Origin of the sequence: Micrococcus sp. HMSC067E09 (assembly GCF_001812555.1) — a bacterium.
In the GTDB taxonomy this organism is placed as follows: domain Bacteria; phylum Actinomycetota; class Actinomycetes; order Actinomycetales; family Micrococcaceae; genus Micrococcus; species Micrococcus lylae.
In genome coordinates, this window is the sequence record NZ_KV809424.1 from 1 (window position 1) to 16996 (window position 16996).

The 16996-nt window shown below is 72.1% G+C and carries 15 protein-coding genes; 9 read left to right on the forward strand and 6 right to left on the reverse strand.

The window, feature by feature from the left end:
- Nucleotides 1-149: 149 nt before the first annotated feature.
- Both HMPREF2863_RS03260 and HMPREF2863_RS03265 read right to left on the reverse strand, forming a co-directional pair.
- The gene (locus HMPREF2863_RS03260; RefSeq protein ID WP_082740141.1) at nt 150-1175 is read right to left on the reverse strand and encodes an L-lactate dehydrogenase; all 1026 of its coding nucleotides are present in this window, start codon (nt 1173-1175) and stop codon (nt 150-152) included.
- Between the two features lie 33 nt (nt 1176-1208).
- Nucleotides 1209-1931, reverse strand: a complete 723-nt coding sequence (locus tag HMPREF2863_RS03265; protein ID WP_070637875.1) for a CGNR zinc finger domain-containing protein — start codon at nt 1929-1931, stop codon at nt 1209-1211.
- Between the two features lie 322 nt (nt 1932-2253).
- On the opposite strand from HMPREF2863_RS03265, the gene HMPREF2863_RS03270 reads away from it, so the two are divergent.
- The 6 genes from HMPREF2863_RS03270 to HMPREF2863_RS03295 all read left to right on the forward strand — a co-directional run bounded on the left by HMPREF2863_RS03270 (nt 2254) and on the right by HMPREF2863_RS03295 (nt 10213).
- Complete coding sequence (locus HMPREF2863_RS03270; RefSeq protein WP_070637878.1) at nt 2254-3903, forward strand: thiamine pyrophosphate-dependent enzyme; 1650 nt, start codon at nt 2254-2256, stop codon at nt 3901-3903.
- 682 nt (nt 3904-4585) lie between these two features.
- Nucleotides 4586-4975: a DUF779 domain-containing protein gene (locus HMPREF2863_RS11760; RefSeq protein WP_141756350.1), complete on the forward strand. Its 390-nt coding sequence runs from the start codon at nt 4586-4588 to the stop codon at nt 4973-4975.
- A complete protein-coding gene (locus HMPREF2863_RS03280) occupies nt 4975-6498 on the forward strand; it encodes a helix-turn-helix domain-containing protein (RefSeq protein WP_070637880.1) in 1524 nt (507 codons plus the stop codon). The genes HMPREF2863_RS11760 and HMPREF2863_RS03280 overlap by 1 nt, the downstream gene beginning before the upstream one ends.
- A 162-nt stretch (nt 6499-6660) precedes the next feature.
- A complete protein-coding gene (locus tag HMPREF2863_RS03285; protein WP_070637884.1) occupies nt 6661-8184 on the forward strand; it encodes an acetaldehyde dehydrogenase ExaC in 1524 nt (507 codons plus the stop codon).
- A 179-nt stretch (nt 8185-8363) separates the two neighbouring features.
- A complete protein-coding gene (adhP, locus tag HMPREF2863_RS03290; protein ID WP_067192353.1) occupies nt 8364-9395 on the forward strand; it encodes an alcohol dehydrogenase AdhP in 1032 nt (343 codons plus the stop codon).
- 356 nt (nt 9396-9751) lie between these two features.
- A complete protein-coding gene (locus tag HMPREF2863_RS03295) occupies nt 9752-10213 on the forward strand; it encodes a hotdog fold thioesterase (protein WP_067192356.1) in 462 nt (153 codons plus the stop codon).
- Between the two features lie 95 nt (nt 10214-10308).
- On the opposite strand, the gene HMPREF2863_RS03300 is transcribed toward HMPREF2863_RS03295, so the two are convergent.
- Nucleotides 10309-10839 carry an SRPBCC family protein gene (locus tag HMPREF2863_RS03300; RefSeq protein WP_067192359.1) on the reverse strand — a complete coding sequence of 177 codons (531 nt, stop codon included), beginning with the start codon at nt 10837-10839 and terminating at the stop codon, nt 10309-10311.
- Between the two features lie 81 nt (nt 10840-10920).
- On the opposite strand from HMPREF2863_RS03300, the gene HMPREF2863_RS03305 reads away from it, so the two are divergent.
- Nucleotides 10921-11451 (forward strand): SRPBCC family protein, encoded by a 531-nt coding sequence (locus HMPREF2863_RS03305; protein ID WP_070637887.1) that lies wholly within the window; start codon nt 10921-10923, stop codon nt 11449-11451.
- 16 nt (nt 11452-11467) lie between these two features.
- Nucleotides 11468-11890 (forward strand): DUF4259 domain-containing protein, encoded by a 423-nt coding sequence (locus HMPREF2863_RS03310; protein ID WP_070637891.1) that lies wholly within the window; start codon nt 11468-11470, stop codon nt 11888-11890.
- 193 nt (nt 11891-12083) lie between these two features.
- Here HMPREF2863_RS03310 and HMPREF2863_RS03315 read toward each other — a convergent pair whose 3' ends face one another.
- From HMPREF2863_RS03315 to HMPREF2863_RS03325, 3 genes are all read right to left on the reverse strand, one after another.
- A complete protein-coding gene (locus tag HMPREF2863_RS03315; RefSeq protein ID WP_083315194.1) occupies nt 12084-14771 on the reverse strand; it encodes a heavy metal translocating P-type ATPase in 2688 nt (895 codons plus the stop codon).
- Entirely contained in the window at nt 14771-14989 is a 219-nt protein-coding gene (locus HMPREF2863_RS03320; RefSeq protein ID WP_070637896.1) for a heavy-metal-associated domain-containing protein, read from the reverse strand. The genes HMPREF2863_RS03315 and HMPREF2863_RS03320 overlap by 1 nt, the downstream gene beginning before the upstream one ends.
- 107 nt (nt 14990-15096) lie before the next feature.
- Nucleotides 15097-15450, reverse strand: coding sequence for a metal-sensitive transcriptional regulator (locus tag HMPREF2863_RS03325; RefSeq protein ID WP_102214977.1), 354 nt, complete (start codon nt 15448-15450; stop codon nt 15097-15099).
- A 104-nt stretch (nt 15451-15554) separates the two neighbouring features.
- Here HMPREF2863_RS03325 and HMPREF2863_RS03330 point away from each other — a divergent pair, with 104 nt between their 5' ends.
- On the forward strand, nt 15555-16940 hold the full coding sequence (locus HMPREF2863_RS03330) for an isochorismate synthase (RefSeq protein ID WP_070637902.1): 1386 nt from the start codon (nt 15555-15557) through the stop codon (nt 16938-16940).
- Nucleotides 16941-16996: the final 56 nt, after the last annotated feature.

Genomic DNA, 16996 nt, shown 5'->3' on the forward strand with positions numbered 1-16996 from the left:
GTCTACACCCTCGATTGTGAAGAGCCACTTTAGCAACACGCCCTAGAGGTCCCGTCGCAGCGCGCACGCCACGACCCCGGCCGGCCTGCACCCGCTCGTCCCGATCGGTGGAGGTGTCACGGGAAGGGCGACGGGAGACGTCGGGGCGCTCAGAACCCGAGCGACCCCGCCGCCTCCTGCAGCGCCCGGGCCGAGGCCTGCAGCTGGCGGACCTCACCGGCGTCCAGGTCCGTCTCCAACACCTGGAGCACGCCGGCCCGTCCCACGACGGAGGGCAGGGACAGGGCGACGTCGGTGAGCCCGTGCTCGCCGTCCAGGACGGTGGACACCGGCAGGACGGCACGCTCGTCCTTGAACACGGACTCCAGCAGGCGGTTCGTGGCCACGCCGATCGCATGGTTGGTGGCGCCCTTGCCCTGGATGACCTCGTAGGCGGCGTTGGTCACCGAGTCCGCGATCGCGTCCAGGTCCGGGCGGGTGAACTGCGGGGCCGCCGCCGAGGGCCAGCGCAACAGGGGAACCGGTCCCACGGAGGCCGTGGACCAGGCGGGGAACTCCGTGTCCCCGTGTTCGCCGAGCACCGCGGCATGCACCGAGCGCGGGTGCACGCCCACGCGGGAGGCCAGCAGCCAGCGCAGTCGGGCGGTGTCCAGCAGGGTGCCGGAGCCGATGACCCGTCCGGCGGGCAGGCCGGAGATCCGCTGGGCCACCAGGGTGAGCACGTCCACCGGGTTGGTCACGAGCACCAGCAGGGCGTCCGGTGCGTGCTCCTGCACGGTGGGGACCAGCGAGCGCAGGATGGCCACGTTGGCCTCGGCCAGGTCCAGGCGGGTCTGCCCCGGCTTCTGCTTCGCCCCGGCAGTGATGACCACCACCGAGGAGCCGGACAACACCGCCGGGTCGGCGCCTCCGGTCATGGTGTGGGCGGCGGTGAATGCGGTCCCGTGGGCCAGGTCCAGGACCTCGGCACGGACCTTGGCCTCGTCGATGTCGTACAGGGCGACCTCGTCCGCGACTCCGCTCATCAGGGCAGAGAAACAGACCGAGGTGCCCACGGCGCCGGCGCCGATCACGCCGACCTTGCGGTACTCCGGGCGCGGGGAGGTCGGGGCTGAGACGGACGGGTCGGTGGCTGCGGTCAGGGACGTGGGCGTGGCGTCGTGCTGGTCGCTCATGCCCCACACCCTAGGCGCCATGGCGGGCAGGAATCAGTCCTTGGGCTTCTTCTTGCCCTTCTTCTTGGACTTCTTCTTGTCCTTGTCCTTCTTCTTTTTCTTCTTGGACGTCTTGGCCGCCTTGTCCTTGTCCCCGGAGGTGTGCTCGCCGGAGTTCCCGGAGGTCGTCTCCGGCGCGTCGTCCTCAGCGGCCTCGGCGGCCTCGGCCTGACGGGCCCGGTAGCTGCGCACGTGCAGGCGGTTGCCGCAGTTGGCCTCGTCGCAGAAGCGCTTGGAGCGGTTGCGGCTGGCGTCCACCAGGACGTTGCCGCAGTCCTCGCCGGCGCACACGCGCAGCCGGGCGGCCTCGCCCTCGGCCACCACGTCCGCCAGGGTCAGCGCGGCCAGCGCGGTCAGTCGTTCGACGGCGTCCGAGGTCTGCGAGGCCGGGCCGTAGACCAGGCCCTCCTCCGTCTCCACCAGCGCCAGCGCCCCGACCTCCGCCAGCAGCTCGTTGACCGGTTCCGTGACGTCCTCGCCGGCGTCGGCGGCGGTCCACAGCGCCGCGACGCGGCCGCGCAGCGCATGCGCCCGCTGCAGCGCTGCGTTGGCCACACGCACCCGGGACTTCCCCTCGTGCACCGCCGGCACCACGTCCGGGATCTGCGTGCCGTAGATCAGCCGCTCCTCCAGCACCTGCCCGCCGTGCGGGCCAGGCGCCGTGTTGAGGAACGTGGCGAGCAGGTGGAGGCGGTCCAGCGTGCGTGGGGAGAGCATGTCTGCACTGTACGACGACGGCCCCGGGCCTCGGCAGGGCACGTCGCCTCCCTGCTCGAGGACGGGTGAGGGGACAGGCGGAGGGCAGTGCCGTCGTCGGGAAGGGGAGGTGGCCGCCGCCGGCGGCCCGTGTGCCGGTGGCCGGAACGGGCACGCTGTCACACTCCGACCACATGCCCATGATGTGGATGCCGACTTCTCAATCCTCGAAAGGCGGGGGAGGCTCGGCTAGCGTGATCAGCGCACCGTCGTCACGGGAGGCGGTGGCACCGAGGCATGGGCCCGCGACGAGGCGGCGCCCCACGAAGTCAGGAGACGACCGATGTCGCAGACGGAGAACGCCGGCCGGATGTCCGCCGGCCATGTGATCGTGAAGACCCTCGAGTCGCACGGAGTGGAGCGGATCTACACCGTGCCCGGCGAGTCCTACCTGGATGTGCTGGACGGCCTGCACGACTCGTCGATCGAGAACGTCGTCTGCCGCCACGAGGGCGGCGCCACCTACATGGCCGAGGCCGACGGCAAGATGAACGAGGTCCCCGGCGTGGCCATGGTGACCCGCGGCCCCGGCGCGGCCAACGCGCACGTCGGCCTGCACACCGCCTGGCAGGACTCCACCGCCATGGTGCTGTTCGTGGGCCTGATCCCGTTCGAGCACCGCGACCGCGAGGCCTTCCAGGAGTTCGACCCGCACGCCTGGTTCAACACCGGCGCCAAGCGCGTCATGGTCCTGGACCATGCGGAGCGCGCGTCCGAGATCGTGGCCGAGGCGATGTTCGCCGCCAGTTCCGGCCGGCCCGGCCCCGTGGTGGTCGGCCTGCCGGAGGACGTCATCCAGGAGGAGATCTCCGCGGCGCTGCACCCGCAGATCCCCGTGGCCCAGGGCGGCATGACCGTGGAGGACTGGAAGGCGCTGCACTCCGCTCTGAAGGGCTGCGAGAAGCCCCTGTTCATCACCGGCGGCAACGACTGGACCGACGAGGGCGCTGCCATGCTCACCGAGTGGCTCGAGGCCCATGAGATCCCGGCCGCCGCCGAGTGGCGCACCGAGGGCACCGTGCCGTTCTCCTCGCCGTCCTACATCGGGCCCATCGGCTACGGCCGCCCGGACTGGACGCAGAAGCTGCTGGAGGAGACCGACCTGATCGTGTTCGTCGGCACCGTCCCCGGCGACGTGGTGACCGACGGCTTCACCATCCGCCAGAACTGGGACAAGAAGAACTTCCTGGTCACCATCGACCCGTCCCTGCGCGGCCGCTCCGGCCCGGTGTCCCACCAGATCGTGGCCAAGCCGGACGTGTTCGTCCGGGACCTGGTGCGCATGGACCTCGCCGTGAAGGACGAGTGGCGTGCGTGGACCCGGCGCATGCGAGGCGAGCAGGAGGAGTTCGCGGCGCTGCCGGCCGCCGAGCCGTGCGACGGTCAGGCGAGGATGGCGACCCTGATGGCGAACCTCATGCCGAAGCTGCCGAAGGATTCGATGATCTCCCTCGGCGCCGGTGAGCACACCAACTGGGCGCACCGCTACTTCCCCACCGAGGGATACCGGGCCATGATCTCCGCCCGCAACGGCTCCATGGGCTACTCCGTGCCCGGTGCCGTGGCCGCCTCCCTGAACTTCCCGGACCGCGTGGTGGTGACCATCGCCGGCGACGGCGAGTTCCTCATGAACGGCCAGGAGCTGGCGACCGCGGCACAGTACGGTGCCACGCCTCTCGTGGTGGTCATGGACAACCAGGAGTACGGCACCATCCGCACCCACCAGGAGCGCCAGTACCCGGAGCGCATCTCCGGCACGCAGCTGAAGAACCCGGACTTCGCGACGATGGCCGAGGCGTTCGGTGGCGTGGGTGTACGTGTGGAGCAGGACGCGGACGTGCCGGCGGCGGTGGACGCGGCGCTGCAGGCCGTGCAGGGCGGGCAGTTCGCGCTGATCCACCTGATCGTGGAGCAGCGGGTCAAGGCGTACTGACCCGCCACCGGCTGACCGCGGGCGGTGACCGGCGGCGCCTGACGGTGCCTGGCAGTGCCTGTCGGGACGGCCCAGGCGGCCCAGGCGTTTTCGTTCGGGAAACCGTCGGGTTCCTGGCCGCTTTCGTTCGGGAAACCGTCGCGTTCCGGGCCGCTTTCGTTCGGGAGAACGTCGTGTTCCAGCCCCGGCCCCTCCTTCGTGCCTCGCTGACGGAGTCGGAGGCGTGGGTCGGCCCTGACGGCAACGAGACGGGCGGGACAGCTCCGGGAACCAGCCCGTCTCCTCTTCCTGCGTCGGGATCCCGTCCCGCCGGTGACAAGGGCCGGCGATGCACGGGACTCCCAAGACATCCCCCCGTGACACGGGTCACAGGTGTCACTAGGCTGGGTGGCCAGTCCGCCGCGCGTCGGCACGCGCGGCCGCAGACGACTGTCCGGTCAGGAGGTGCCCGATGGGACACGACCGTCTCACGCACGAGAACGTCGCAGAACACGACGGCTTCCCGAACGAAAGCAGCCGGGAACGCGACGGTTTCCCGAACGAAAGCAGCCGGGAACACGACGGTTTCCTGAACGAAAGCGCAGGGGGGAGTGACGCGGCGGCCGACGTGGCCGGGGCGGCCGTCGCCGCCGCGCTCGACGCCCGCCCCGAGATCTCCGGCGAGACCGACTCCCGCGTCGCCATGACGCTGGCCGCGCTCACCCTGCTGCGCCGCCTCATCCCGATCCACGGCCCGCTGATGTTCCACCAGTCCGGCGGCTGCTGCGACGGCTCCTCGCCCATGTGCTACCCCGCCGGGGACTTCAAGACCGGCGGCTCGGACGTCCTGCTGGGCACCTTCGACCTCTCCGCCGCCGCGGACGCCGACGCCCCGGCCGACGGCACCGACCCCGTCCCCGCCGACGCCGCCGAGATCGCGTTCTGGATGTCCGCCGCCCAGTTCGAGTACTGGAAGCACACCCACCTCACCCTGGACGCCGTGGCCGGCCGCGGCTCCGGCTTCTCGGTCGAGGCCCCGGAGGGCAAGCGGTTCCTCATCCGCTCCCGCCTGCTCGCACAGGACGCGGCCTGATGGCGCCGACCCTCGCTGTGGGCGCCTACCGGCGCGTCGTGCAGAGGGCCCACGAGTCGCTCTCCACCGCTGCGCTGCCGCTGCTCCCGCCCGCGGGCGGCTCCCCGGCCACCGGCTCGAGGACCCGCCCCCGCAGCCCCCTCACCACGTCCGCCGGCACCGCTGACAACGAGGGCCTGCGCGCCGCCCTGCAGGGCCTGCGCCGCGAGGTCCGCGAGTCCTGGCTCCGCTCGCTCAGCGGCTTCACGGCCCCGCGCCTGCTCGGCGAGTCCGACCCCGCCACCCTCAGCGACGCCGACCTCACCCAGGCCCGCCGCGAGCAGCGCATCGCCGCGGCCCTGCCGATCGTCCGCCGCATGCTTGTGGAGCCCGCTGCGGAGGCCGGTCTGGTCGTCGCGATCGGCAACGAGCACGGCCACCTCCTCTGGGTCGAAGGGGACCGCACCGCACTGAACCGCGCCGAGGCCATGGGCTTCGTCCCCGGCGCCGACTGGTCCGAGTCGTCCATGGGCACCTCCGCCCCGGGCGTCGTCCTCGCCACCGGCTCCGCCATGCAGGTCAGCGGCGCCGAGCACCTCAGCCACCGCGTCCACCCGTGGAACTGCTCGGCGGTCCCGCTGACGGACCCGGTCACCGGCCGGCTCGTGGGCGTCATCGACCTCACCGGCGGCGACGACGCCGTCAGCCCGCTCGCCCTGCCCCTGCTCCAGTCCACCGCGGACGCCGTGCACGTCGCCTGGCGTGACCTGCCCGCCCCCGCGCACGCCACCAGCGGCCCCTCCTTCCCGACGACGGCCCCCTCACCTCCGCCTGCCGCCTCGCCGGCACCCGACGGCCCGGCGGCGCCTGCGGCGACCGCGCCCCACCGCCACGCCGCCGCCGGCCTGCTGCGCGTCACCGGCCACCTGCCGCCGATGCTCGACGGCGTCGAGCTGACCGGGCGCCACGCCGAGATCCTCACGCTGCTGGCCTGGCACGGCACGGGCCTGACCGGCGCCGAGCTCGAGGCGGAGCTGTATCCGGAGGAGGGGGCCGTCGTCGGGAAGCGGCGGGCCGTGGCGGAGGGCAGCCGCCCCACGACGACCGACGGCGCCGCCCGGGCGATCTCCCTGCGCGCCGAGGTGCACCGGCTACGCCGGGCCCTGCAGAACGCCGATGCCCCGGTGGAGCTGCTGTCCCGCCCCTATCGGCTCGCCGGCCACGTGCATGTGGACGCGCTGTGCGCCCGCGACGCCCTGCGCGACGGGGACCTGGACCGCGCCCTGCATGCCGCCGCGGGGCCGGTGCTGCCGCGGTCGGAGTCGCCGGGCATCGAGGCGATCCGTGCCGAGCTGGGGGAGGGGCTGCGGGAGGCCGTCGCCCAGGACGCGGACGCCGAGCAGCTCTGGGCCTACCTGGCCCGGCCCGAGGCCCGCGACGACGTCGGGCTCTGGGGTGCGGCGCTGAAGCTGCTGCCGGCCGACTCGCCCCGGCGTGCGCTGGCCGTGTCCACACTGGAGAGGCTCGAGCGCGAGATCGGCTGAGCGGCCTGCGTCCGGCGGACCTGCGCGTGTCCCCGCCTGCCGGCCTGCCTCCGGTGGGCCCGAGCCCGTTGCAACCTTCGTGCAACGTCTGAGTGACTAGCGTCACAGTCATGGACGACGGCGCCGTCCGGCGTCACCACCTCAGACGAAGGAGTCAGCACCATGACCGTCTACGCGTTCCCCGGAACCGACGGAGCCAAGGTCGAGTTCAAGCCCCGCTATGAGCACTACATCGGCGGCGAGTGGGTCGCCCCGAAGAAGGGCCAGTACTTCGAGAACATCACCCCCGTCACCGGCAAGGTGTTCACCGAGGTCGCCCGCGGCACCGCCGAGGACATCGACGCGGCGATCGACGCCGGCTGGGCCGCCTTCGAGACCTGGGGCAAGACCTCCGCCACCGAGCGCTCCACCATCCTGCTGAAGATCGCGGACCGGATGGAGGAGAACCTCGAGATGCTCGCGGTCGCCGAGACGTGGGACAACGGCAAGGCCATCCGCGAGACCCTCAACGCGGACCTGCCGCTGGCGATCGACCACTTCCGCTACTTCGCCGGCGCCATCCGCGCCCAGGAGGGCGGCCTGTCCCAGCTCGACGACGACACCACCGCCTACCACTTCCACGAGCCGCTCGGCGTGGTCGGCCAGATCATCCCCTGGAACTTCCCGCTGCTGATGGGCGTCTGGAAGCTCGCCCCGGCCCTGGCCGCCGGCAACTGCGTGGTCCTCAAGCCCGCCGAGCAGACCCCGGCCTCGATCATGGTGCTCATGGAGCTGATCGGGGACCTGCTCCCTGCCGGCGTGGTGAACGTGGTCAACGGCTTCGGCCTCGAGGCCGGCAAGCCGCTCGCCCAGAACCCGCGGATCCGCAAGGTCGCCTTCACCGGCGAGACCACCACCGGCCGCCTGATCATGCAGTACGCCTCCGAGAACATCATCCCGGTGACCCTCGAGCTCGGCGGCAAGTCCCCGAACATCTTCTTCGAGGACGTCATGGACTCCGACGACGCCTTCTGGGACAAGGTGCAGGAGGGCTTCACCCTCTTCGCGCTCAACCAGGGCGAGGTCTGCACCTGCCCGTCCCGCGCGCTGGTCCAGGAGTCCATCGCGGACAAGTTCCTCGAGACCGTGGTGGCCCGCACCGAGCGGATCAAGACCGGCAACCCGCTGGACACCGAGGTCATGATGGGTGCTCAGGCCTCCAACGACCAGCTGGAGAAGATCCTCTCCTACCTGGACATCGGCAGGCAGGAGGGCGCCGAGGTGCTCACCGGCGGTGCCCAGGCCGAGATGGAGGGCGAGCTCGCCGGCGGCTACTACGTGCAGCCGACCATCTTCCGCGGTGACAACTCCATGCGGATCTTCCAGGAGGAGATCTTCGGGCCGGTCGTCTCCATGACCACCTTCACGGACTTCGACGACGCCATGACGATCGCCAACGACACCCTCTACGGCCTCGGCGCCGGCGTCTGGTCCCGCAACGGCAACACCGCCTACCGGGCCGGTCGCGCCATCCAGGCCGGCCGCGTGTGGGTGAACAACTACCACAACTACCCGGCGCACGCGGCGTTCGGCGGATACAAGGCCTCGGGCATCGGCCGTGAGAACCACAAGATGATGCTCGAGCACTACCAGCAGACCAAGAACCTGCTCGTCTCCTACTCCGAGGACAGGCTCGGCTTCTTCTGAGCCGACCCCACGGACAGGAGCGGCGACGGCCGACGGTGCACGGCCGTCGTCGTGCCCGGGCCGCCGGGCAGCCCCGAGCGTTGTCCCCGGCGCGACGGCAGGCGCCCGGCACCTGCAGACCATCCCCACCCCCCGTTCAATCCCAGAAGGACCACACTCCACAGGAAAGGTGATTCCCCATGACCGCCATGAAGGCAGCAGTCGTCACCCGGTTCGGCAACGAGACCGAGGTCAAGGAGGTCGAGCGCCCGACACCCGGCCAGCATCAGGCACTCGTGAAGCTCATCGCCTCCGGCGTCTGCCACACGGACCTGCACGCGATGGAGGGCGACTGGCCGGTGAAGCCGACCCCGCCGTTCATCCCCGGCCACGAGGGCGTCGGCATCGTCGAGGAGGTCGGCCCGGACGTGGACAACGTCAAGGTCGGAGACATGGTCGGCAACGCCTGGCTCTGGACCGCCTGCGGCCACTGCCAGTACTGCCGCACCGGCTGGGAGACGCTCTGTGAGGAGCAGCTCAACGGCGGCTACTCCACGGACGGCTCGTTCGGCGAGTACATGCTCGTGGACACCCGCTACGCGCCCGTCATCCCGGAGGGTTCGGACCCGTTGGAGGTCGGCCCGATCCTCTGCGCCGGCGTCACCGTGTACAAGGGGCTGAAGCAGACCGAGGTGCGGCCCGGCCAGTGGGTCGTCATCTCCGGCATCGGCGGCCTGGGGCACATCGCCGTGCAGTATGCGGTGGCCATGGGTATGCGCGTGGTGGCGGTGGACGTCGCCGACGACAAGCTCAAGCTCGCCGAGCGCCACGGCGCCGAGATCACGGTCAACGCGAACGTGGCCGACCCGTCCGTGGAGATCCAGGAGAAGATCGGCGGCGCCCACGGCGTGCTCGTCACCGCGGTGCACCCGCAGGCGTTCGGCCAGGCGATCGCCATGACCCGCCGCGGCGGCACCATCGTCTTCAACGGCCTGCCTCCGGGAGACTTCCCGGCCCCGATCTTCGACATCGTCCTCAAGGGCCTGACCATCCGCGGCTCGATCGTGGGCACCCGTCAGGACATGGTCGAGGCGCTCGAGTTCTACGCGGCCGGAAAGATCAAGCCGACCTTCCACACCCGCCCGCTCGGCGACATCAACGCGGTGTTCGATGAGATGCGGCACGGCAAGATCGACGGCCGCGTGGTGATCGACTACGCGATGGAGGACTGAGGCTTCCGACGACCCGGCGCCCCGGTCCGGGTGCGCCCGGGCCCGGTGCCGACTCATCGGCGCCGGGCCCGCGGCCGTGTGCGGACAGGTGGCAGGGGGCGCTTTCGCTCGCGAAAGGGGAGGCGCTTTCGCTCGCGAAAAGGGAGGCGGGGTTTGTCGTTCCGCCGGCGAGACCAGACAGGGACGGCTTCCCGACGTCGGCCCCGCACCTCGGCCCGTCTCCTCGCCTCCTTGAGTGGGCGCGCTCACCGGCATACTGGTCGGGATCGGTGCCCGCCGTCCGCCAGGGCGCCGGTGCACCCTGCGCACCGCAACCCGCCCTGCGCCCTGCAGGCCCACCGCTTCGAAGGAGCAGCATGACCGAGAACGTCGCCCCGACCACCCCCGCCGAGGCCGGCGGCGAGACCGAGTCCCTGGAGCCCGTCCGCGCCCGCCTGGAGGAGATCTACGTCAACGACCCGGCCGTGAAGGACCACGGCGTGAGCCTCGGCGAGGTGGCGGTCGGCCACGTGGAGATGCACCGTGACGTCACCGAGGACATGGTGAACTCCCACAAGATCTGCCACGGCGGCTTCCTCTTCCACCTCGCAGACACCGCCCTGGCCTACTGCGTGGCCACCTTCGGCGCGGCCCCGGTGACCCGCCGTGCGGAGATCACCTACGTGGCCCCGGCGAAGCTCGGCACCCGCCTGACGGCGATCGCCCGTCAGCAGATCGAGTTCGGCCGCGACCGCATGATCGAGGTCCGCATCGAGGCCGACGGCGAGCTCGTCGCCTACTTCACCGGACACTCCACCAGCCCGCGTCCGCGCGCCTGAGCGGTGCGGCTGCGCGTGAGCTGGCGGCCGCGCCTGAGCGGTGCGACCGGTCCGGTGCGTCGTGGCCGGTGCTGCGGCGCGTACGCGGCGCCGGTTCAGGCGTGGCGCGCGGCCAGGCGCGTGAGCGAGGAGGAGATGCCGCGGGCGTTCTCCTTCTGCAGCCGCAGCAGCTCGTAGGCCTTGGCCTGCCGCTGGCCGACCCACGAGTAGTCGAAGGTCTCGGTGACGTCCGTGGTGCCGTCCCCGTTGTCCCGGAACTCCCAGCGCCAGCGGTGTCCGCCCGGGTGTGCCCACTCGATGAGGCGGCCCGGCTCGGAGCCGGTGACGGTCAGGGGCATCACGTAGGGCACCCGGTACTTCTTCATGTGGACCCTGAACCGGTCGCCCACAGCAAGCCGGTGAGGGCCCTCCACCCGCGGCTTCACGGTGCCGGAGCCGTCCACCTCGTGGTGGCGGTGCGGGTCCGCGAGCAACGCCCACAGCTCGTCCGCGCCGGCCCTCACCGTCAGCCGGTAGGCCACCTGGCGCTCGCCGACCTCCACCCGCTCGGGCCACGCGGCCTGCTTCGCGGCCTGGGGCGGTGCGGTGGTGTTCTCGCCGGTCTCGGAACGGATGTGCTCGCTCATGGGGTCGAGTCTAGGGACTGACGCACGGGCCCGTCGCGGGTCTACGCTGACGACGGAACACACCCTCCGGAAGGAGACCCCATGACCGCCGTCGAACCGATGTGGAGCATCAGGGTGAGCCGGCACGTCGAGGCGCCGGCCGCCGTCGTGTGGCAGGTGGTCACGGACCTGGAGGGGATGGCCGGGCTGCTGCCGGACATCGTTCGGCTGGAACGGCTTTCCGACGACGGCCCCGGCGCCTACCGGCGCGGCACCCGGTGGCGCGAGACGCGCCGCATGTTCGGCCGGGAGGCCACCGAGACCATGGAGGTCACGGCAGTGGACCCGGAGCGGCGGACGGACATCGTGGCCGAGCATGGCGGTGTCCGGTACGACACCGGCTTCGACCTCACTCCGGCCGGCAACGGCGCCGAGCCGGGCGGCACCGACCTGGTGTTCCGGTTCGACGCCACGCAGGTCGGGGAGCCTGCGACGGGGGTGAAGGGCCTGGCCGAGCGGGTCGGCATGACGGTCATGGGCCCGCTGGCCATGAGAGTCACGCGGAAGCAGATGGAGCGGGAACTGTCACTCATCGCGCAGCGGGCGGGAAATCTGGCCGCGGGCGGCGGGTGAGTCCTAGTCTGGCGACATGTCCAGCTGGGGAACGAAGGTCTTCGAGAACGACACCGCCACCGACCTCCTCGACGAGGTCCTGGACGGCACCTTCCGCCTGGACGACTACCGGCGCACCATCCGCGCCGAGTCCTCCGACGGCTACATCTCCATGCGCACGGGCGAGCAACTCCTCGCCATGGGTGCGCTGGTGCGGGTGGCGCGCGGGGACGAGATCGACGCGCTCGACCAGATCGTGGAGCACGCCCAGTTGGGGGAGGGCGCGGAGCTGGACCTGGCCCCCTTCCTGGAGCAGTTCTCCGAAGAGGACATCGACCGGCTGCGCGAGCACATCGGCATGACCCTGCGCGAGCCGGCCGTCTCCGAGCTGTTCGAGCGGTGGGAGGAGTCCGGCGAGCTCGAGCGCTGGCTGGAGCGCTCCCGCGCCGTCGTGCCGTGAGCTGGTGAACGCTCGGTCCTGAGCGCTCGACTCTGGGGGCTCGGTCCTGAGCGCTCGATCCGATTCGGAGTGCGCCAGAGTGGCTCTCGATCGGAACGAAGGCCCGGCGGCCCGCCGGGCTCCCCGCCCTGACGCCCCGACGCCCCGACGCCCTGGACCTGCCAGGTCGCCGGGGCGTCGTCGTGCCTCGGCGTCAGCGCGCGTAGCGCGTGAGCCGCAGCGAGTTCAGCACCACCAGCACGGAGGAGGCGGCCATCGCCCCGCCGGCGATCATCGGGTTGAGCAGGCCCAGTGCCGCCACCGGGATGCCGAGCGTGTTGTAGGCGAACGCCCAGAACAGGTTCATGCGGATCACGCCGAGCGTCTTCCGGGACAGCTCCAGTGACTGCACCACCTGCCGCAGGTCCGACCCCATCACGGTGATCGCCGCGGCCTCGCGCGCCACATCGGTGCCCGAGCCCATCGCGATGCCCACGTCCGCCAGGGCCAGCGCCGGGGCGTCGTTGACGCCGTCGCCCACCATCCCGACGACGGCTCCCTCGCCCTGCAGAGACCGGACCACCTCGACCTTGGCCTCCGGCCGGACACCGGCCACCACGTCCTCCGGGTCGATCCCGACCTCGGCGGCGACGGCCTGCGCGACGGCGGCGTTGTCCCCGGTGACGAGCATCGGGCGCAGGCCCATGGCCTTGAGGTCCGCGATGGCTGCGGCGGAGGACTCCTTCACGGTGTCCTGCACGGCCACGAAGCCGGCGAGCTCGCCGTCCACGGCCACCCAGACGGCCGTCGACCCGGACTCTTCGGCCGCTGAGAACCGGGCTTCGGCCTCGGGGGAGAACGGGCGGGTGACGTGCTGGAGGATGAGGTCGCCGCGGCCGACCGCCACCTGCTGGGACGCGGGGGCGGCAGTGCCCTGCCCGGCAGTCTGCTGCCCTGCGACGTCGGGCGCGGACTCCGCCTGGGCCTGGCCGTCGAACACCACGCGACCGCTCACGCCGCCGCCGGCCGAGGACGCGAAGTCCTCCACGGCGGGCAGCTGCAGTCCGTGCTCCGCGGCGCCCTCCACGATCGCCTTGGCGATCGGATGCTCCGAACCGTGCTCCACCGCTGCGGCGAGGGCGAGCAGGGCCGCCTGGGCCGGGGTCAGCGCCCGGTGGGCGTCGTGGCGGGGGCGGGTGCCGTCGTCGGGAAGGGGGGCCGCCGGAACAGACCCGACGTTGTCCCGAACGAAAGCGCCCGGGGACCCGACGTTTTCCCGAACGAAAGCGCCATGGGCGTCGCCGTCGTCCCTGCCGTCGGGCAGGGGCACGACCTGCGTCAGCCGCATGCGGCCCTCGGTGACGGTGCCGGTCTTGTCCAGGACGATCGTGTCCACGGTGCGGGAGTCCTCGAGGACCTCGGGGCCGCGGATGAGGATGCCCAGCTGCGAGGCCCTTCCCGTCCCGGCCAGCAGCCCCACGGGCGTCGCCAGGCCCAGCGCGCACGGGCACGCGATCACCAGCACGGCCACAGACGCCCGCAGCGCCGAGGCCACGTCCCCACCGGTGACCAGCAGCCACACCACCAGGGTGACCGCGGCGATCGCCATGACGATCGGCACGAACACCGCGGAGATGCGGTCCGCCAGCCGGGCGACCTTCGCCTTGCCGGTCTGTGCCTCGGCCACCAGGCGGCCCATCTGGGCGAGCGTGGTGTCCGCGCCGGTGCGCACGGCCCGCGCCACCAGCCGCCCGGTGACGTTCACGGTGGCGCCGGTGAGCTCGTCGCCGGGCCCGACCTCCACTGGCACGGACTCGCCCGTCAGCAGCGAGGCGTCCACCGCGGAGGTCCCCTCGACCACCACGGCGTCCGTCGGGACCTTCTCGCCGGGGCGGATCAGCATCGTGTCGCCCGGGGCCAGGGACTCCGCCGGCACCACCTGCTCGGTCCGCGTGGCCGGGTCCCACAGCGTCGCCTGCGCGGCGCCGAGGTCCAGCAGCGTCCGCAGCGCCTGCCCGGCCCGGCGCTTCGCGCGCGCCTCGAGCCAGCGGCCCAGCAGCAGGAACGTGGTGATGACCGCCGCGGTCTCGAAGTAGAGGCTGTGGTCCGCCATCTCGGCCATCGTGCGGCCGACGTGTGCGGTCATCTGCGGGTGCAGGAGCAGCTCGATCGTCGAGTAGCCCCAGGACACCAGCACGCCCACGGACACCAGCGTGTCCATGGTGGACGATCCGTGCCGGGCGGTGCGCGCGGCGGCCGCGTGGAAGGGCCAGGCCGCGTAGAACACCACCGGCGCGGACAGGACGAGCGCCACCCAGCCCCAGTGCGTGAACTGCGCGGCCGGGACCATCGACACCACCACGGTCGGCACGGTCAGCAGCGCCGCCACCACCAGCCGCCGCAGCAGCGTGTCCGGGGCGTGCGCATCGGTGGCGCCGGAAGCGGGGTCGGCAGGGGAGCCGGCGGGTGTGCCGCCGTCCGGGGCGGCCGGGTCCGTCCCGTCGTCGGGACGGCGGTTGCCGTGCTTCCCGACGACGGCCGGGGCCTTCTCCTGCACGCTCGCCCCGTAGCCGGCCGCCTCCACGGCGGCGATCAGCTCCGCGTCCGAGACGGACTCGGGTGCGGTGACGGCGGCCTGCTCCAGCGGCAGGTTCACCGTCGCCGAGACCCCGTCCACCTTGCCCAGCTTGCGCTCCACCCGGCGCACGCAGGACGCGCACGTCATGCCCGTGACGTCGAGGGTCACGGTGCGGGTGGGCGCCGGCGTCTCCTGTGCGTGCGCGTCCGCCGGGTCGCGCGGCGCCGGGGCGGTGCCGTGTGACGCCTGAGGCGAGGCCGTAGCCGAGGTCCCCGCCGAGGTGGGGCGGCCGTCGTCGGCAAGGGGTGAGGGGCCGGTGGGCATCAGGCGGACACGACCTCGTAGCCGGCCTCCTCGACCGCGGCGCGCAGGTCGGCGGGGTCCAGGGGCTGGTCGGAGGTGACGGTGGCGGTGGAGACGCCGCCGGAGACGAGGTCGACGTCCACGGCGGTGACCGTCGGCAGCTCGGAGATCTCCTCGGTGACGGAGGCGACGCAGTGGTCGCAGGTCAGTCCGGTCATCGTCAGTGCGGTGGTGGCCATGTGGGGCTCCTTCTGTGTGTGGGGGACGGATGGGGAGAGGTGCGACTCGGGGACGGGGCGGGGCCTGGTCAGCGTGCTCGGGTCCTTGACAGCGTGCTCAAGGCGGTTCAGCGCAGGAGGCGGCCGATCGCGGCGGTGGCCTCGGCGACCTTCGCGTCTACGATGTCGGCGCGGCCGGTGTGGTCGGCCTGCACGGCGGCCTCGGCCACGCAGTGCCGCAGGTGGTCCTGCACAAGGGCGAGGCTCACGGACCGCAGGGACTTCGTGGCGGCCGAGACCTGCGTGAGGATGTCGATGCAGTAGACGTCCTCGTCCACCATGCGCTGCAGCCCGCGGATCTGACCTTCGATGCGGCGCAGGCGCTTGAGGTACGCCTGCTTCTGCTCGCCGTAGCCATGGGTGTGGCCGGCGTCGGCATGGTCCTCAGCGTCGTCGCAACAGCTGGTTACGGTGCTCTCCATACCCTCCATTCTATACCCCCTAGGGGTATGCGTGCAACGTGGTCGGCCTCTCAGCCGGACCGCTGCGGGACGCCCCACACCCCGGGTGCGGAACAATGGGTGGCATGTCCGCCCCGCACGAGAATCTGCGCTCCCTCCTGCCCTCCGTCCATGCCGACGCCGCCTTCGCGGATGCCGTGGTGTGGGTCCAGGGTGAGAAGGCTCTGGTCGGAGCCGGAGGGTGGACCGTGCTGCTGCGGGGCAAGGACCGGCTGCGCCGCATCTCCGAGCTGTGGTCCCGCAGTGTGAAGGCCACCCCGCAGACCGGCACCCTGGCGATGCTCCCTGTGCCGACGGCGGAGGCGGACGAGCCGCGGCCGCAGCCGGCCCAGCGGGCCTGGGTGGCCGGAACCTTCACCGACGCCTCGGACGAGCCGGCCGTGCTGCGCATCCCCACGCACTGGACCGAGCAGAGTCCGCAGGGCGTGAAGCTGTTCGTGCAGGACGTCTCCGCCACCGCCCTGCGCGCGGCTGTGGCCGTGGACGAGGCCGCTGAGCTCGCCCCGCACGGGCACATGCCGCTGCCGGCCGCGGACCCGCAGCGCGCCTGGGACGACTCCGGCTACGCCGACGGCGTCCGTGCGGTGCTCGAGCGCCTGGGCCGGCCGTCTGAGGGCCCGGAGGCCACCGGCGAGATCCTGCGCAAGGTGGTCATCAGCCGCACCGAGACCGTGCCGGCGGATGACGGTGCGCTCTGGTGCGCGTTGGACCGGCTGCGCGAGGCCTACCCGCAGACCTGGGTGTTCGCCGTCGGCGGTCTGCTGGGTGCCACCCCGGAGATGCTCGCCACCCAGCACGACGGCGCGGTGGAGTCCCTCGTGCTCGCCGGCTCCGTGCCACGCGGGTCCACCGTGCAGGCTGACGAGGCGGCCAAGGCGTACATCGCCGCGGACCATCGCCTGGCGGACGAGCATCACTGGGCCGCCCGCTCGGTGTGGGAGGCGCTGACCCCGGTGCTTCAGATGGACGACTCGACGTTCATGCCGCACGTGCTGACCCTGCCGAACGTGCACCATCTGGCCACCCGCATCTCCGGGCGGCTCAAGGCCGCCGCCGGCACCGTGCTGGACGTGGTCACCCGCATGCACCCGACCGCTGCCGTGGGCGGCACCCCGACGTCCGACGCCGTGCGCGTGATCGCCGAGGTCGAGCCGGTGGACCGCGGCCGCTACGGCGCTCCTGTGGGCTGGGTGGACGGCTCCGGCGACGGCGAAATCGCCCTGGCCCTGCGCTGCGGGCAGGCCGTGCGGGCGGCGGAGGGGCCGGACAGGGGCGCAGGCGACGGCGTGGCGAACGCCGAGGGTGAGCCCAGTCCCGACGTGGCCGTGGCCGTACGCCTGCACGCAGGCGGCGGCATCGTGCCGGGCGCGGACCCGGCCGAGGAGGTCACGGAGATCGGCGTGAAGTTCCAGCCGATGCGCCGGGCGCTCGGTGTGGATGTCGGCGCCTGAATCCTTCTTCTCCACGCACGACGACGGCGGGGCACCTTCCGTGCGGAAGGTGCCCC

Bases quoted from the DNA above. Each gene is read 5' to 3' on its own strand.
- HMPREF2863_RS03325 (WP_102214977.1), bottom strand. From the start codon at position 15,450: ATGGAGAGCACCGTAACCAGCTGTTGCGACGACGCTGAGGACCATGCC.
- HMPREF2863_RS03260 (WP_082740141.1), bottom strand. From the start codon at position 1,175: ATGAGCGACCAGCACGACGCCACGCCCACGTCCCTGACCGCAGCCACC.
- HMPREF2863_RS03305 (WP_070637887.1), top strand. From the start codon at position 10,921: ATGACCGCCGTCGAACCGATGTGGAGCATCAGGGTGAGCCGGCACGTC.
- adhP (WP_067192353.1), top strand. From the start codon at position 8,364: ATGACCGCCATGAAGGCAGCAGTCGTCACCCGGTTCGGCAACGAGACC.
- HMPREF2863_RS03310 (WP_070637891.1), top strand. From the start codon at position 11,468: ATGTCCAGCTGGGGAACGAAGGTCTTCGAGAACGACACCGCCACCGAC.
- HMPREF2863_RS03315 (WP_083315194.1), bottom strand. From the start codon at position 14,771: ATGCCCACCGGCCCCTCACCCCTTGCCGACGACGGCCGCCCCACCTCG.
- HMPREF2863_RS03295 (WP_067192356.1), top strand. From the start codon at position 9,752: ATGACCGAGAACGTCGCCCCGACCACCCCCGCCGAGGCCGGCGGCGAG.
- HMPREF2863_RS03285 (WP_070637884.1), top strand. From the start codon at position 6,661: ATGACCGTCTACGCGTTCCCCGGAACCGACGGAGCCAAGGTCGAGTTC.
- HMPREF2863_RS03330 (WP_070637902.1), top strand. From the start codon at position 15,555: ATGTCCGCCCCGCACGAGAATCTGCGCTCCCTCCTGCCCTCCGTCCAT.
- HMPREF2863_RS03270 (WP_070637878.1), top strand. From the start codon at position 2,254: ATGTCGCAGACGGAGAACGCCGGCCGGATGTCCGCCGGCCATGTGATC.
- HMPREF2863_RS03320 (WP_070637896.1), bottom strand. From the start codon at position 14,989: ATGGCCACCACCGCACTGACGATGACCGGACTGACCTGCGACCACTGC.
- HMPREF2863_RS03280 (WP_070637880.1), top strand. From the start codon at position 4,975: ATGGCGCCGACCCTCGCTGTGGGCGCCTACCGGCGCGTCGTGCAGAGG.
- HMPREF2863_RS11760 (WP_141756350.1), top strand. From the start codon at position 4,586: ATGACGCTGGCCGCGCTCACCCTGCTGCGCCGCCTCATCCCGATCCAC.
- HMPREF2863_RS03300 (WP_067192359.1), bottom strand. From the start codon at position 10,839: ATGAGCGAGCACATCCGTTCCGAGACCGGCGAGAACACCACCGCACCG.
- HMPREF2863_RS03265 (WP_070637875.1), bottom strand. From the start codon at position 1,931: ATGCTCTCCCCACGCACGCTGGACCGCCTCCACCTGCTCGCCACGTTC.